The 13759-nt window shown below is 63.6% G+C and carries 14 protein-coding genes and 1 tRNA gene; 10 read left to right on the top strand and 5 right to left on the bottom strand.

The features are described from left to right. Nucleotides 1-5 precede the first annotated feature (5 nt). A complete protein-coding gene (galE, locus tag ACQUSY_RS04820) occupies nucleotides 6-1022 on the top strand; it encodes a UDP-glucose 4-epimerase GalE (protein WP_428903377.1) in 1017 nt (338 codons plus the stop codon). A 50-nt stretch (nucleotides 1023-1072) separates the two neighbouring features. Here the strand turns inward: galE and ACQUSY_RS04815 are convergent, their stop codons facing one another. From ACQUSY_RS04815 to ACQUSY_RS04800, 4 genes are all read right to left on the bottom strand, one after another. Beyond that, the gene (locus tag ACQUSY_RS04815; RefSeq protein ID WP_428903376.1) at nucleotides 1073-1825 is read right to left on the bottom strand and encodes an HAD-IIB family hydrolase; all 753 of its coding nucleotides are present in this window, start codon (nucleotides 1823-1825) and stop codon (nucleotides 1073-1075) included. A 197-nt stretch (nucleotides 1826-2022) separates the two neighbouring features. After that, nucleotides 2023-2096 (bottom strand) — tRNA-Pro (locus ACQUSY_RS04810). A gap of 140 nt (nucleotides 2097-2236) precedes the next feature. Next, the gene (locus tag ACQUSY_RS04805) at nucleotides 2237-3163 is read right to left on the bottom strand and encodes a metallophosphoesterase (RefSeq protein WP_428903375.1); all 927 of its coding nucleotides are present in this window, start codon (nucleotides 3161-3163) and stop codon (nucleotides 2237-2239) included. Next, on the bottom strand, nucleotides 3160-5901 hold the full coding sequence (locus tag ACQUSY_RS04800) for a transglycosylase domain-containing protein (protein ID WP_428903374.1): 2742 nt from the start codon (nucleotides 5899-5901) through the stop codon (nucleotides 3160-3162). The genes ACQUSY_RS04805 and ACQUSY_RS04800 overlap by 4 nt, the downstream gene beginning before the upstream one ends. A gap of 63 nt (nucleotides 5902-5964) precedes the next feature. Between ACQUSY_RS04800 and sp36 the strand changes: the two genes are divergently transcribed. Then, complete coding sequence (gene sp36, locus ACQUSY_RS04795) at nucleotides 5965-6180, top strand: Sp36 family protein (RefSeq protein ID WP_428903373.1); 216 nt, start codon at nucleotides 5965-5967, stop codon at nucleotides 6178-6180. Between the two features lie 2 nt (nucleotides 6181-6182). Next, complete coding sequence (locus tag ACQUSY_RS04790; protein WP_428903372.1) at nucleotides 6183-6650, top strand: RidA family protein; 468 nt, start codon at nucleotides 6183-6185, stop codon at nucleotides 6648-6650. Nucleotides 6651-6707: 57 nt separating this feature from the next. On the opposite strand, the gene acs is transcribed toward ACQUSY_RS04790, so the two are convergent. Next, nucleotides 6708-8675 carry an acetate--CoA ligase gene (gene acs, locus ACQUSY_RS04785; RefSeq protein ID WP_428903371.1) on the bottom strand — a complete coding sequence of 656 codons (1968 nt, stop codon included), beginning with the start codon at nucleotides 8673-8675 and terminating at the stop codon, nucleotides 6708-6710. A 415-nt stretch (nucleotides 8676-9090) separates the two neighbouring features. Between acs and ACQUSY_RS04780 the strand changes: the two genes are divergently transcribed. The 7 genes from ACQUSY_RS04780 (at nucleotide 9091) to ACQUSY_RS04750 (ending at nucleotide 13758) form a co-directional block, all read left to right on the top strand. Then, on the top strand, nucleotides 9091-10152 hold the full coding sequence (locus tag ACQUSY_RS04780) for a TadA family conjugal transfer-associated ATPase (RefSeq protein WP_428903370.1): 1062 nt from the start codon (nucleotides 9091-9093) through the stop codon (nucleotides 10150-10152). Further along, a complete protein-coding gene (locus tag ACQUSY_RS04775) occupies nucleotides 10142-11035 on the top strand; it encodes a type II secretion system F family protein (protein ID WP_428903369.1) in 894 nt (297 codons plus the stop codon). The genes ACQUSY_RS04780 and ACQUSY_RS04775 overlap by 11 nt, the downstream gene beginning before the upstream one ends. 51 nt (nucleotides 11036-11086) lie before the next feature. Next, nucleotides 11087-11338, top strand: a complete 252-nt coding sequence (locus ACQUSY_RS04770) for a DUF4244 domain-containing protein (RefSeq protein ID WP_428903461.1) — start codon at nucleotides 11087-11089, stop codon at nucleotides 11336-11338. A gap of 17 nt (nucleotides 11339-11355) precedes the next feature. Then, nucleotides 11356-11712, top strand: coding sequence for a TadE family type IV pilus minor pilin (locus ACQUSY_RS04765; RefSeq protein ID WP_428903368.1), 357 nt, complete (start codon nucleotides 11356-11358; stop codon nucleotides 11710-11712). Then, on the top strand, nucleotides 11712-12443 hold the full coding sequence (locus ACQUSY_RS04760) for an Rv3654c family TadE-like protein (RefSeq protein WP_428903367.1): 732 nt from the start codon (nucleotides 11712-11714) through the stop codon (nucleotides 12441-12443). Before ACQUSY_RS04765 ends, ACQUSY_RS04760 begins: the two co-directional genes overlap by 1 nt. An 89-nt stretch (nucleotides 12444-12532) precedes the next feature. Beyond that, a complete protein-coding gene (locus ACQUSY_RS04755) occupies nucleotides 12533-13201 on the top strand; it encodes a hypothetical protein (protein WP_428903366.1) in 669 nt (222 codons plus the stop codon). Next, nucleotides 13198-13758, top strand: coding sequence for a hypothetical protein (locus ACQUSY_RS04750; protein ID WP_428903365.1), 561 nt, complete (start codon nucleotides 13198-13200; stop codon nucleotides 13756-13758). The genes ACQUSY_RS04755 and ACQUSY_RS04750 overlap by 4 nt, the downstream gene beginning before the upstream one ends. Nucleotide 13759: the final 1 nt, after the last annotated feature.

Raw genomic sequence — 13759 nt, 5'->3', positions numbered from 1 at the left:
GCGGTATGCGCGTACTTCTCGCCGGCGGCGCCGGCTACATTGGCACTCACACGGCCGTTGCCCTGCTTGACGCAGGTCACGAGGTCGTTCTCCTTGATGACCTGTCGGCAACGTCGGCTGTCGCCGCCGAGCGCGTCGCGGAGATCACCGGCAAGCCAGCTCCGCTCGTCGTCGGCGACGCGAAGGATGACACCACCGTCGCGCGTGTTTTTGACGAGTTCGGCCCGTTTGACTCGATCATCCACCTTGCAGCGCACAAGGCTGTCGGCGAGTCCACGCAGTTGCCGCTGAAGTACTACTCCAACAACCTCGACAGCACGTTTGCGCTACTGCGCGTCGGCCTGGAGCGTGGCCTCAAATCGTTCGTATTCTCCAGCACCGGAACCGTCTACTCCGACCCTGCGGATCTTCCGTTTACGGAGGAGTCGACGACAAGCGTGGACCTGTCGAACCCGTACTCGAAGTCCAAGCGCATGAACGAGAAGGTGCTCGAAGACGTCGCCGCTGTCACGCCCGAACTCGCCGTCACCGTGCTGCGCTACTTCAACCCGGTTGGTGCGCACGCATCGGGCCTGATTGGTGAAGACCCCGCCGGCATCCCCAACAACCTCATGCCGTTCGTGTCACGCGTCGCGATCGGCACGCTCGCCGAGGTCGGTATTTTCGGTGACGACTACGACACCCCCGATGGCACCGGCCTGCGTGACTACATCCACGTTGTTGACCTTGCTGCCGGCCACGTGGTTGCTCTCGAACAGGCACAGCCCGGCTACTCGGTCTACAACCTCGGTACCGGCGAGCCGGTGAGCGTGAAAGGCGTCGTGGCCGCGTTTGAGCGCGCCATTGGCCGCGAACTCCCCGTCAACATCAAGAGCCGCCGCCCAGGCGACGTCGCTGCGACGTACTGTGACCCGTCGAAGGCGGAGCGCGAGCTCGGCTGGAAGGCACAGCTCACGATTGACGACGCGTGCCGCGACTACTGGACGTGGCAAACCAAGAACCCGCAGGGTTACAACGGTTAATAATCAAACGGCGGCCAGGAGTGATCTGGCCGCCGTTGTCTTTTCACAAACTAGGAGAGCTGGGGGATGAGTACATCGAGGTGATCGGCGGTGTCTGCCGGGCCCTCAACGCTCACGCACGCGACGCCCATGTCGAGCACCGGGCGGTCGTTGCCGCCCTCGTCGAGGCGGTCGCCGTAGAACAGCATGTCGTCGAGCGAAATGCCGGTGGCTGCGGCCAGTTTGTTCATGCCGTAGGCCTTGTCGATGCCCTTGCGGGTGATGTCGATCGAGGTCGAACCGCCGGAGCGAACCTCGAGCTCCGGCAAGTGCACGGCGACAGCATCGCGCAAGCGCGCCTTCTTCGAGCCATCCGGATCCCAGGCCTTCTTGGCGTCAAGCGGAGCCTGCTGGCCGAGAGCTGAGAACGTGATCTGTGACCCGCGGTCCTCGAGAATGTTGCCCCATGGTTCCGCCTCCCACAGGCCGAGCGCACGCGCCTCAGTCTCGACGATACGCAGAGCCTCGGCTTTCTGAGCCTCGGTGAGGTTCTCGGCATACAGAGGGGCGAAGGCGGAACCATCGTGGCGCCAGTACTGCGTGCCGCACGTGGGAAGCAGGTGGATGCGTGTCACATCGGTGGCGGCAGGGAGATTAGCGACGAGCTGACTGTTGAACTGCTCCCACTGACCACCCGAAATAATGGCCACCTCAACGTGTTGGCTGAGTGCCGAAAGCAACGCACCCATGCGGGCATCGATCGCGGTCTTCGAAGGGGCGAGAGTGTCGTCAAGGTCGAAGGCGACCAGTAGCGGTGTCGTCATAACTCTTCCGGGTCAGGGGGGCAGAACCGCTCCATCTTATCGACGGCACCTGGGGGGTTGCCGTCGAAGCGGGGTGCGGCGCTCTATTCGGCGATTGTCACGCTGTAGCCAGCCGCCTGAACTTGAGCGCGCCCGCCCAAAGGCACAGCGAGGAACGCAAAAGGGCCGGATCATTTGATCCGGCCCTTTCACTATTGTCGGGGTAACAGGATTTGAACCTGCGGCCTCTTCGTCCCGAACGAAGCGCGCTACCAAGCTGCGCCATACCCCGTGACAACTGTTCTAGTCTAGCCCATGTTCTGCGCCGCTCTTGACCACTTGTGGGTCGACCATCCGCGAAAACCAAACCGCACCGGCCGAAAACTGCAAAACAAATTGCTCAGCAGCTTTGTGGTTCCGCAGCCTTCGTTGTTAGGCGGAACGCGGAACCAGGGTGATGAGTGAGGCTTCCGGACGGCACGCAAAGCGCACCGGAGCGTAGATCGAGTGGCCGACGCCTGCGCTGACGTTGAGAGGGATAGCGCGGCTGTCGTCGTGCCATGTGGAGAGGCCTCGTGCCTGGTGCAGCGGAATGTCGCAGTTGGCGACGAGCGCGCCAAAGCCCGGCATGCGAACCTGGCCGCCGTGTGTGTGGCCGGCGAACAGCACATCGGCGCCGCCCGCCATGAGTCCGTCCAGCACGCGGCGGTACGGGGCGTGGGCGACACCAAACTTCAGTTCGGTGTCGGCGACGCTCGCCGCAAGTTCCGGAACCATGTCCATGCGGTCGCGACCGACGTGCGGGTCATCGACGCCAAACGCGCCGATGCGGTGGCCGCGCACTTCAAGCGTGGCAGCCGCGTTGTTTAGTGGGTGCCAACCGAGTGCGTCGGTGAAGTATTCATCGAGTGCGCCGGTGTCGAGCGTCTCGACCGGGCCTTCGCCCGGCTCAGACGGGCCCGCGAAGTACTTGAGCCAGTTGCGGGGGCGTGGCGCGACGATGTCGTTCGAGCCGTGTACGTAGAGCCCCGGAACACCTGCGAGGCCCGCAAAGCCCGCCTTGATGCCGCGGAGGGCATCTTGGTGGCCCAGGTTGTCACCCGTGTTGATGACGAGGTCGGGGCGCAACGACGCGAGCGAGGCGAGCCACGCCTGCTTGCGGCCCTGCCATGGTGCCATGTGCACGTCCGACAGATGCAGAATGCGGATCGGATCGGTGCGCGGCGGCAGAATCGCTACCGTGTGCTGTCGCAGGGTGTACAGGTGGCGTTCGATACCGAAGCCCCAGGTCGCTGCGGCGGCACCAGCGATGCCGGCCGCAGCAACCACACGGCGTGCGGTGTTTCGAGATGAACTCACTTGCACTTTTCTCGTTCGTACGTGATCGACACCGGTGTCTGCTTTGTTGCGACGGTTCCGGAACCAGGGGACTGCGCGGTGACTTCGCCCTCCTTGGGAGCGTCGTCCTTCTCGACACACGACTCCTGGATGCTCGTGAAACCAGCGTTGATGAGAGTTGACTTCGCGTCCTTCACCGACATACCTGAGACGTCAGGAACGGTGCCGCCCTTGCCGTCGCTCGGGGAGATCGTGACCGTCGAGCCGGCGACAACGGAACCGGCACCCGGATCCTGCTGCTCGACGATGCCCTTGGGCTGGCTACCCGGAATCTCGGGGCCCACGGTAACGCTAAAGCCAGCGTCTTCGAGGGCCTTCTCGGCGTCAGCGACGCTCATGCCGACAACGTTCGGCAGGTCCTTGTAGACCTGACGCGAGAGGTTGGGGTCGGGCTGCGGGAAGGCGTCGCCGCCGAAGAGCGAGTTAGCAACGCCCTGCGACTCGCGGGAGAGCTTGTAGCGCAGGTCGGTGAGCTTGCCAGCGTCGAGCCAGATGCCGGTCATGTCGCTGTCGCCCTCAGCGTTACCTACCCAGGCTGCTGTTGCGACCTTGGAGCTGGACTGCACCATCCACGTCTGGAACTCTTCGTGCGTACCCGTCTTGCCGAACACCGGAACGCCGTCCCAGTTGTTAGCGCTGCGACCCGTACCGTTTCCGTCGTTCATAACGGCGCTGAGCGGCACGATTGCGGTTGACGCGACCTCGGGACTGATTACACCGGGGGTGCACTTGGCAGCCGGTACGAGCTCCGGACGATCGGTGCCGTCGGCGTCGGTGACGCGCTCAATAAAGCGCGGCTCGCAGTACGTGCCGCCAGCAGCAATCGTTGCGTACGCGTTAGCCATCGCGAGCGGCGACACATTGTGAGATCCGAGCACCGAGAACGGGCCGGTTGTCATATCGATGGGGGTCAGCGCGCCGGGCTCGGTGACCGGGTAGCCCTCATCGTTCAGTACGACCTCACCGTTGTCGTCAAGAACGAAGTTCGGTGTTCCGTCTTTCTTGAAGTAAACGTTGTATTCCGTGCCGGCGGGAACGAGGTCGTTGGCTTCCGTCGTCGTAGCGGTGCCGAGCCAGTAGTTGCCGTTGTAGACGCCGAGGTCCATCGCAGTCTGGGCGATCTTGCACATGTCGAGCTTCTCTGCCATCGCGAAGAAGCCGGAGTTGAGGGAGTCGCGTGTGAAGCGCACCACGTCACCCGTGTAGCCCGGAGCGCCAGCGTAGTTCTGCACCATCTTGGGCGGGTCGAACTTCCACTTGTCGGTGCCGCACCCGACGGTCCAAGCCTTGCGGTTCTTGCCGTTCAATACTTCGCGAATCGAGCGGCCCTCCTTGAGCCATTCGAGCACCGTGAAGACCTTGAACGTTGAGCCCGCGGGGAAGCCGATACCCGTTCCGTAGCCATATCGCTGGTCGGCACCGTAAACGAGGCTCGTAACGCCGGGGGTTGCGGCATCGGCCGAGGCCTCACTGAACTTCGTGTTCTGCACCATCGACAGCACGCGACCGGTTCCGACTTCGACGTTCACGATGGCAGAACCGAAGCTGGCAATACCATCAACGGTGGCGGGGGCGGTGGACTGCATGGTGCGCATGTTGTTCCACTGCAGATCCCAGTCCATCGTGGTGTAGATCTTCAGGCCCCCACGGTCGAGCGTCAGCTGGCGCTCTTCGGGCGTTGCGCCGAAGGCGGGGTCATTGAGCATCTGGATCTTGACCATTTGGCAGAAGTACTCAGCGTCATAGGCAGTGACACAGCCCGTGACCTGCGGCTGGATGTTCGGCGTGATCGGCAGGGCGACCGCGGCGTCGTAGTCAGCCTTGGTGATCTTCTTGTCGTCGTACAGGCGCCACAGCACGTAGTCGCGACGCTCTTTCGTCTCCGCGTAGTTCGTCGCCTCGCCGTTGCTTTCCCACTCAGGGCGGTCGATACGGAACGAGTTCGGGTTCTGCACCATCCCGGCGAGGATCGCTGCCTGATCGATCGTCACGTTGGCGGCAGAAACGCCAAAGTAGCGTTGCGCTGCGGCCTCAATGCCGTAGGTCACGCCACCAAAGTTGGCGATGTTGAGGTAGCCGAGAAGAATTTCTTCCTTCGAGAAGCGCTGTTCGAGGGCTATGGCGTAACGCAGCTCCTGAACCTTGCGCTTGTAGCCCTCGGCCTTTTCAGCGTTGGTTGCTTCAAGCCAGCACGCGTCCTTGGCCTCCTGCGTGACTTCTTCGGCCTCACAGCGCTGAATGAGCACGTTCTTGACGTACTGCTGCGTGATCGAAGAACCACCCTGCGTCTCACCGCCGGAAGCGTTGGAGAGTAGCGCTCGTACGGTACCGATCATGTCGATGCCGCCGTGTTCAAAGTAGCGCGGGTCTTCTGACGAGAGGAGCGCGTCAACGATGTAGGGCGATACCTCGTCATAGGTCACCGGAATGCGGTTCTGCTCCCAGAACTCTGCCATCAGCTGCGGCTGACCGGTCTGCTTGTTCGTGGCATAAATCTCGGTCGGCAGCATGAGCTTGTCGATCGCGAGGAACCCCGGAATGTTGTTGAACACGGTGATGACGCTGGACGCTGCCGTGCTCGTGAGGGCGATCGCGGGAGTGATCGTTGCGGTCAACAAAAGACCGGCGAGGGCGCTCAACGCGGTGAATCCGAGGACTCCTCCGAGCACACCTTTAAACGTGCGATTCTTTCCAGGCATAGGCTTGATCGTAATTGAAAACCCTGGGGATCCGCCCACGGGTGAATGAGAGTCGGGAGAACAATGACGACCTGGGAGTACTTCACCACGCCGCTACTGATTCACAACACCGCCGCGATCCTCAATAACTGGGGCAAGCAGGGCTGGGAGCTTGTGCAGGTAGTTACGAACGCCGAAGGCGGCCTCGTGGCCTACTTCAAGCGTCCGGTCTCGAGCGCGGGCCCCGAGAACGCCGGCCTCGCATCGGCAGCCGTCGCAGCCAAGCAGTTTGAGGCGTGAGCATGACGATTTCTGCACGCCTCGCTGAACTGGGTATCGAACTGCCCGGTGTCGCCGCTCCCGTTGCCGCGTACATTCCGGCCATCGCTGACGGTCACCTTATCTACACCTCGGGCCAGCTCCCGATGGTTGCGGGCACACTGCCCGCTACCGGCAAGGTTGGCGACGGTCATGGCCTGGTGCCGGCTGCCGACGCCAAGCTGTACGCCCGTCAGAGCGCGCTGAACGCGCTCGCCGCAGCCGCAGCGGTTGCCGGTGGTGTCGACAACGTCACGGGCGTGCTGAAGGTTACCGGCTTCGTGGCTTCCGTTCCGGAATTCACCGGCCAGCCCGGCGTCATTAACGGCGCGAGTGAAGTGCTCGGCGAAATCTTCGGCGAAAAGGGCACCCATGCTCGCTCCGCCGTTGGTGTTCCGGTGCTTCCGCTCGACGCACCGGTTGAGGTTGAAGTCATCTTCACCACGAACTAAACGCAACACAAAAGAGCCGCGGAACCATATGGTTCCGCGGCTCTCTTGCTTACGTTGTTACTTCACCTGACGGGAGATGGTGCTCATCACCGCGGTGTCGGCCAGCGTCGTGGTGTCGCCAACCTCGCGACCTTCTGCGACGTCGCGGAGCAGGCGACGCATGATCTTGCCGGAGCGGGTCTTGGGCAGTTCTCCAACGATGTAGATGTCGCGCGGACGAGCAATCGGGCCGATCTGCTCGCCAACCCACAGACGCAGGTTCTGCGCGAGACCCTCGGCCTGGTGCAACTTGAGGTAGCTCTCCTTGACGATGACGAAGGCCACCACGGCCTGGCCGGTCGTTTCGTCAGAAGCGCCAACAACGGCAGCCTCAGCGACCGCTTCGTTGCCGACGAGTGCCGACTCGATCTCAGCGGTCGACAAGCGGTGACCAGACACGTTCATGACGTCGTCAACGCGGCCGAGCAGCCAAATGTCGCCGTCATCGTCGAGGCGTGCGCCGTCGCCAGCGAAGTAGTAACCCTTGTCTTGGAACATCTTCCAGTACGTCTCAACGAAGCGATCCGGGTCGCCCCAAATGCCGCGCAGCATGCTGGGCCATGGTTCCGTGATGACCAGCAGGCCACCGTTGCCGTCACCGACGTCGTTGCCCTTTTCATCGACGACATCGATCGAGATGCCGGGTAGCGCGACTTGAGCAGCACCCGGCTTCGTCTCGGTGATGCCGGGCAACGCCGAAATCATGATCGCGCCGGTTTCGGTCTGCCACCACGTGTCAACGATGGGGGCGGTGTCGCCGCCGATGACGTGGCGGTACCACATCCACGCCTCGGGGTTGATGGGCTCACCAACAGAGCCGAGTAGACGCAGCGACGACAGGTCGAACTGTTCCGGAACCTGACGGCCCATCTTCATGAACGAGCGAATAGCGGTCGGTGCCGTGTAGAGAATGGTGACGCCATACTTTGCGACGAGCTCCCACCAGCGACCCGGGTGCGGGCTGTCGGGCGTGCCTTCGTAGAGCACCTGGGTCGCACCGTTGGCCAGCGGGCCGTAAGTGACGTAGGTGTGGCCGGTGATCCAGCCGATGTCGGCGGTGCACCAGTAGACGTCGGTCTCGGGGTGGAGGTCGTGCACCGTGCGGTTCGTGAACGCTGCCTGCGTCAGGTAACCACCCGACGTGTGGAGGATGCCCTTGGGGTTTCCCGTGGTTCCGGACGTGTACAGGATGAACAGCGGGTTCTCGGAGTGGAAGCCTTCAGCAACGTGCTCGTTGGAGGCAGACGGAACCAGGTCGTTCCACCAGAGGTCACGGCCCTCGGTCCACTGCACCTCGTTGCCGCAACGGTTGACGACGAGAACCTTCTCGACGGTCGCCTGCTCACCGTTGCCACGGTCGGCCAGAGCCTGGTCGACGGCGGGCTTCAGCGGTGAAACGCGGCCCTTGCGGTAGCCGCCGTCTGCGGTGATGACGACCTTTGCTCCGGCGTCATCGATGCGCGAACGAAGGCTGTCGGCGGAGAAACCACCGAAGACAACCGAGTGGATGGCGCCGAGACGTGCCACGGCGAGCATCGAGGCGATCGCCTCGGGAATCATCGGGAGGTAGATCGCAACGCGGTCGCCCTGGCCGACGCCGAGGTCGGTGAGAACGTTGGCGAGGCGCTTGACTTCGTCGGTGAGCTGCGCGTAGGTAACTTCGCGGGTGTCACCCGGCTCGCCCTCGAACAGCAGCGCGACGCGGTCGCCGTTGCCGGCTTCAACGTGGCGGTCGAGGCAGTTGTACGCGACGTTGAGCTTGCCGTCGGCAAACCACTTTGCGAACGGCGGGTTCGTCCAGTCCAGCGTCTGCGTGAACGGGGTGCTCCAGGTCAGCAGCTCGCGAGCCTGATCGGCCCAGAACGCTTCCCGGTCGGCCCTGGCCTCTGCGTACAGCTCCTGGTTCGCGATCGCGTTGTCGGCGAACTCTGGGGATGGTGCAAACTTGCGGGTTTCGTTCAACAGGTGATCGATCTGACTGCTCATTCGCGTGCGCTCCTTTGCGAAAATGACGAACGCCGCTTCCTCGCGGCATGTGGTGAATTTATCGACGCCGCCGAGTGGCGACTACTGCCGAAAGTCGAGAGTCGGCGTTTGTGACGGCCGCTATTCGGCGCGAACGAGTGCGCAACGTGCTAGTCAGATGGGCCCGTCGTGTGACGTCAGGTCACAGACGAAGAGGGGCGATGGACGTATAGTCGAAGAGCCGAACGATCTGATTCCGGCATCGCAATGACCCCTGGTTCCCCCAAACCCCGGTCATTGCTGCGGCGGCGCTCCACTTCCCCCGGTTGGAGCGCCGCCAACTCCGTTTCCTCCACAGGTGTGGCATCCAGGCGAAGCGTGCACAACCTCGACAAATTGCCGTCGCACTGAGGAGGCGCTGCCTAGCCTCGACGGCATGGTTGAAGCATTCGTCATTCGCGCCGAGCATGTGGCTGCTCCCGCTCCGCCGCGTGCCCGCGTCCTGCAACCGCTGTCGCGTTACCTCGACGACCCCGATGTCACCGATCTCTTTATTAATGGTGCCCGCGGGCTGTTCGTGGACCGAGGCCGGGGGAGTGAAAAAGACGAGTCATGGGGTGCCTCCGAGCGGGAAGTTCGTGACCTCGCCGTGGCGCTCATGGCCGCGGGCGATCGCCACATCGACGACGCGCACCCGTGCGTTGACGTGCGGCTGGAGGGCGGTGTGCGGGTGCACGCAGTGCTCGCGCCGATTGCGGTTGACGGAACCACGATTTCGATTCGCGTGGCACGCATGGCTGGGCAGAATCTCGCGGAGCTGGCTGCGGCCGCCATGTTCACACTAGATGAAGGTGCCTGGCTGCGCGACGCCGTCGAGCGGCGCGCAAACTTCTTGATCTCGGGTGCGGGCGGCAGCGGTAAAACCACACTTCTGTCGGCGTTGTTGAGTGAGGCTCCGGCGTCGGAGCGCATTCTCACGATCGAAGATGTGGCGGAGCTTCACCTGAAGCATCCGCATCACGTCGCCTTGGAATCTCGACAAGCCACAGTCGAGGGCGCCGGCGCGGTGTCGCTCGCACAATTGGTGCGTGAAGCGTTGCGCATGAGACCCGATCGGCTCGTTATCGGCGAGTGCCGTGGCGCCGAAGTGCGTGAGCTGCTCAGCGCATTGAACACCGGCCACGATGGCGGCGCCGGAACCATTCACGCCAACAGCATGGGTGATGTGGCAGCGCGACTCGAAGCGTTGGGCGCACTCGCTGGCCTCGACGCCGGCGCGCTTGCTCGACAGGTGGTGAGCGCCATGGATTTCGTGGTGCACCTCACGCGATCATCCGCCGGAGTCCGGCGCATCGAAGCCATCGGTTCATTCGCGGTGGAAGACGGCCATCTTGTCGTTCGGCGAACGGAACCAGTGGTTCAGGCCGAAGCGACCGTGGCGGCACCGAGTGGGCCGCGAGACATGATGACGCGAAGGCGTGGTGACTATGCGGCCTAACGACACCGCCGACGTTGCCGCCACGACCCTGCGCATCGCCGTGCTGCTGGAATCCGGCGCCATTCCGGAGCGCGTCTTCTCCTACATTGCGGAAGCCTGTGACGACGACGACCCGATGGGCGCACTCGCGCGACGTATTAATGGGCGCATCCGCGATGGCATTGCCGTGGCCGATGCCGTCGAGACAGAGGCCGGCTCGTGGCAATGGGTCGCGAGCGCGTGGCGTATAGCGAAGGCAGTCGGAGCTCCGGTTTCGCCCGCACTGCGCTCGATTGTCGCCGTCGCAAACGATGCCCGCGAAGCCGCCGACGACGTGCGTATCGCCCTGGCCGAGCCCGCATCCACCGCGCGACTCATGATGTGGTTGCCCGCACTGTCGGTGCTCATGGGAGTCGCCCTGGGATTCAACTCTGCGGCCATCCTCGTGACCAATCCAATCGGCGTTGCGTGTCTCGTGCTCGGGGTGAGTTTGATCCTGATTGCCCGCTGGTGGACCCGACGCATCGTGGCCGCCGCGGCACCCAGCACCATGGTTCCGGGCCTCCGCGCAGAACTTCTCTCGATTGCGCTCGCGGGAGGCGCGTCGCCCACACGAGCACAGCAATTAGTTGACGATGTTGATCTCGGCGATGCCGACGGCGACGACGACACCGCGCACATCTTGCGGTTGTCGGCAATCGCCGGAGTGCCGGCGGCCGACCTGTTGCGGGCGAGCGCGGCTGCGATCGTCGCGCGAGCACGCACCGCTGGCCGACTCCGCGCCACGCGCCTGGCCACGCGGCTACTGCTTCCGCTCGGGGCGTGCACGCTGCCAGCCTTCTTCCTCCTGGGCGTTGCGCCGATGATGCTCAGCGTGATCACGAGCACCGAGGTGCCGCTATGACCGTGCCCACCCATAACCGTGCCCACGACAGAAAGGAATGTCATGACAGACATCACAGCGCCGTCGCACGATTCGACGGGCCCCGCCCCGACCACGCGCCGGGGGATCAGAGATCGAACGAGTGCCCTGCACGCCCGGGCGCGATTCATTGCGCACGACGAGACCGGCGCGGCCACCGCAGAGTATGCGATCGCTACGCTTGGTGCGGTCGCGCTCGCTGGGCTTCTGGTCGTCATCATGCGCTCAGAAGAGGTGAAGCAGATTCTCACCGACCTCGTCGAACGCGCACTGACCGTGCCGTAACCATCGCTACCCGTGACATGAGATGGTGGCCGCGCGTGCGTGCGCTCGCGGTAACAGAACGGGGGAGTGCGACCGCTGAATTCGCGATCGCGCTCCCCGCCATCATGGTGGCGATTCTGGTGATGTCGGCCCTGATCTCTGCGCAGGGCAAGCAAATCCTGCTGCAGGATGCCGCCGCCGACGCGGCCCGCCTCATCGCACGTGATGACGACATTGCGCGTGCGGAGTCTACGATCGCCACAGCCGTACCCGGTGCCGCCATGAACATCGCGTTCGACGGCAGTGCCGTGTGCGTCACTGCGTCAGCAGCGGCGACCGTCGTGGTTCCGCTCACCCTCAGTGCCCGCGCTTGTGCACTCGCCGGAGGTCACTAGTGAGCGTCATCATGAGCGTCGGAACCATGGCCGTCGTCAGCACGATGGCGTTGGGTGTCGTGACAGCCGGGGGAGCGGCGGTAACAGCACAACGGTTGAGCGCGGCCGCCGATGCGGCAGCGCTCGCGGCGGCCGACTCTGCACTGGGCTTCGCACCCGGGGTGCCGTGCGACAACGCCGCCCGAATCGCTGCGGCGCATGGTGCTGTGCTTGCCGAGTGCACGGTAGACGAAACCACGGTGCGCGTGAGCGTGAACGACACGTTCGCCGGGTTCCCGATCGCCGCCGCTGCGCGGGCGGGTGCTCCTGCGGGCAGCCTCGGTATGAATGCCGCTGGTTGGGTGCGCCCGAGCGACGGTGAGATCACGTCGCCTTATGGGGAGCGCGAGGCGCAGTGCGACGCGTCGGGGTGCGCCTCCACGATGCACGAGGGCGTCGATTTCGCGGCCGGGTGTGGGGCACCGATTTATGCGGCACGGTCCGGAACCATTGCCAGCGCCGGGGATGCCGGCGGCTACGGCAATCAGGTGCGGATCGATCACGGCGATGGCCTCGTCACCGGCTACGCGCACATCCAGAACAACGGCATTCTCGTGAACTCCGGTGATGTTGTTACCTCCGGCCAGCTGATCGCGCTTGAAGGTGACACCGGCCGCGCATTTGGGTGCCACGTACACGTCACTCTCGAACAGAACGGAGCCCTCATCGACCCCATGAGCGTGCTTGGGTGAGCGGCAGAGAGGCTCCGGCCGTACCGGAGCCACCGCTAGACCGATGTACGAATATTCGCCCCACCCCAACGCGTCATATGCTGTGCGTTGTGACACTCACCGAAGCACCGGCTCCGCAGCCACAGCCGCCACCGCGGTCGCGGGTGCGCGTAGCCTTCGATCGCGTGCCGACCCTGATGTATCTCGCGCTCGCAGCGGCCGTCGCCATCGGCGTGATCGCGCTGTTCGGTGGCCTCAAAGATGGCGGTAAGACCTACGCTACGGCCGAGGCCGGCGAAGTGCTTCACCTCGGCATCGCTGACGTCACGATCGACAGCGTGCGACTCAGCGCGACCGACTTTTACGGCGACGCCAACGAAGACGGCGGCGAGTTCTTGACGTTGCGGGTCACCGTGACGAACACGTTTGACACTACCTACCCGGTGACCGAACTCTTCACGGCCGGAACATTGAAAAACCCCACCTACGGGGTGAACGCCATCGCGATCGACGAAGGTATTGAACTCGACTACCCCTCGGTGCGCACAGCAGATGGCGACGCGTCGGTTCAGCTCGGCCCGAACCTCACGCAAACGTACGACATCATGGTTCTCGCGACCGAGCCGCTGACCGATCGCGATACCCTCACCATCGTGTTCGCGCCCAGCCAATACACACCCAACAAGTTCTTGCGCGACACATCCGACGGCTACTACGAGACACTCGAGACCGTTGCGATTGGCGAGTTCGCCATCACCGATGAAAACGGTGCACAGTGAAGGGCCTGATTGCCTGGGGCGTTGCGTTCGCCCTGCTCGCCGGCGCGTGGCTGATCTCCCTTGTGACCCCGCAAGAAGTGGCGTGGCGCGATGGCTTCGCCATCACGGGCGTCATCGGTGAAGAAATCGCCGACCGCAGCGTGACTGTCACCGTCACCGATGTGACCCTTGCCGACGAGGTGACCGAAGGTTCCGATATCTTCCCGCAAAGCGACGGCGCGATCTGGGTCGTCATCGGCGTCACCGCGCAATCCCTCACCGACGAAACTGAGGGCTCGATCAAGCACGCCACCCTCAACATCGACGGTAACGAGTATCGACCGTCAGATCGCGTGCGCAACAGCATGGAAGACGCCCGCATTTTTGTCGCCGCACCGACGCGCGGCTACCTCGCCTTCGAGATTCCGGAACCAGTAGCTGGCGAAACGGCGGAGCTGCGGCTGGGATCGCGATGGGACGTCGACAACGCCGACACCTACCTCGCCTTCACGATCGATCTTTCGGATGCCGAGCAGGTGGCGACTGTCGAAATCGAATCAGCAGTGGTGGGGTACTGAC

The sequence above is a fragment of the Microbacterium daqui genome, assembly GCF_050408675.1.
Lineage (GTDB): Bacteria > Actinomycetota > Actinomycetes > Actinomycetales > Microbacteriaceae > Microbacterium.
Note: the sequence above shows the minus strand (reverse complement) of the source record. Positions and strands in the feature narration are given on the sequence as shown.

What these genes read in the sequence shown, in the direction of transcription:
- galE (WP_428903377.1), top strand. Translation starts at nt 6, where the DNA reads ATGCGCGTACTTCTCGCCGGCGGCGCCGGCTACATTGGCACTCACACG.
- ACQUSY_RS04815 (WP_428903376.1), bottom strand. Translation starts at nt 1,825, where the DNA reads ATGACGACACCGCTACTGGTCGCCTTCGACCTTGACGACACTCTCGCC.
- ACQUSY_RS04800 (WP_428903374.1), bottom strand. Translation starts at nt 5,901, where the DNA reads ATGCCTGGAAAGAATCGCACGTTTAAAGGTGTGCTCGGAGGAGTCCTC.
- sp36 (WP_428903373.1), top strand. Translation starts at nt 5,965, where the DNA reads ATGACGACCTGGGAGTACTTCACCACGCCGCTACTGATTCACAACACC.
- ACQUSY_RS04790 (WP_428903372.1), top strand. Translation starts at nt 6,183, where the DNA reads ATGACGATTTCTGCACGCCTCGCTGAACTGGGTATCGAACTGCCCGGT.
- acs (WP_428903371.1), bottom strand. Translation starts at nt 8,675, where the DNA reads ATGAGCAGTCAGATCGATCACCTGTTGAACGAAACCCGCAAGTTTGCA.
- ACQUSY_RS04780 (WP_428903370.1), top strand. Translation starts at nt 9,091, where the DNA reads ATGGTTGAAGCATTCGTCATTCGCGCCGAGCATGTGGCTGCTCCCGCT.
- ACQUSY_RS04775 (WP_428903369.1), top strand. Translation starts at nt 10,142, where the DNA reads ATGCGGCCTAACGACACCGCCGACGTTGCCGCCACGACCCTGCGCATC.
- ACQUSY_RS04765 (WP_428903368.1), top strand. Translation starts at nt 11,356, where the DNA reads ATGAGATGGTGGCCGCGCGTGCGTGCGCTCGCGGTAACAGAACGGGGG.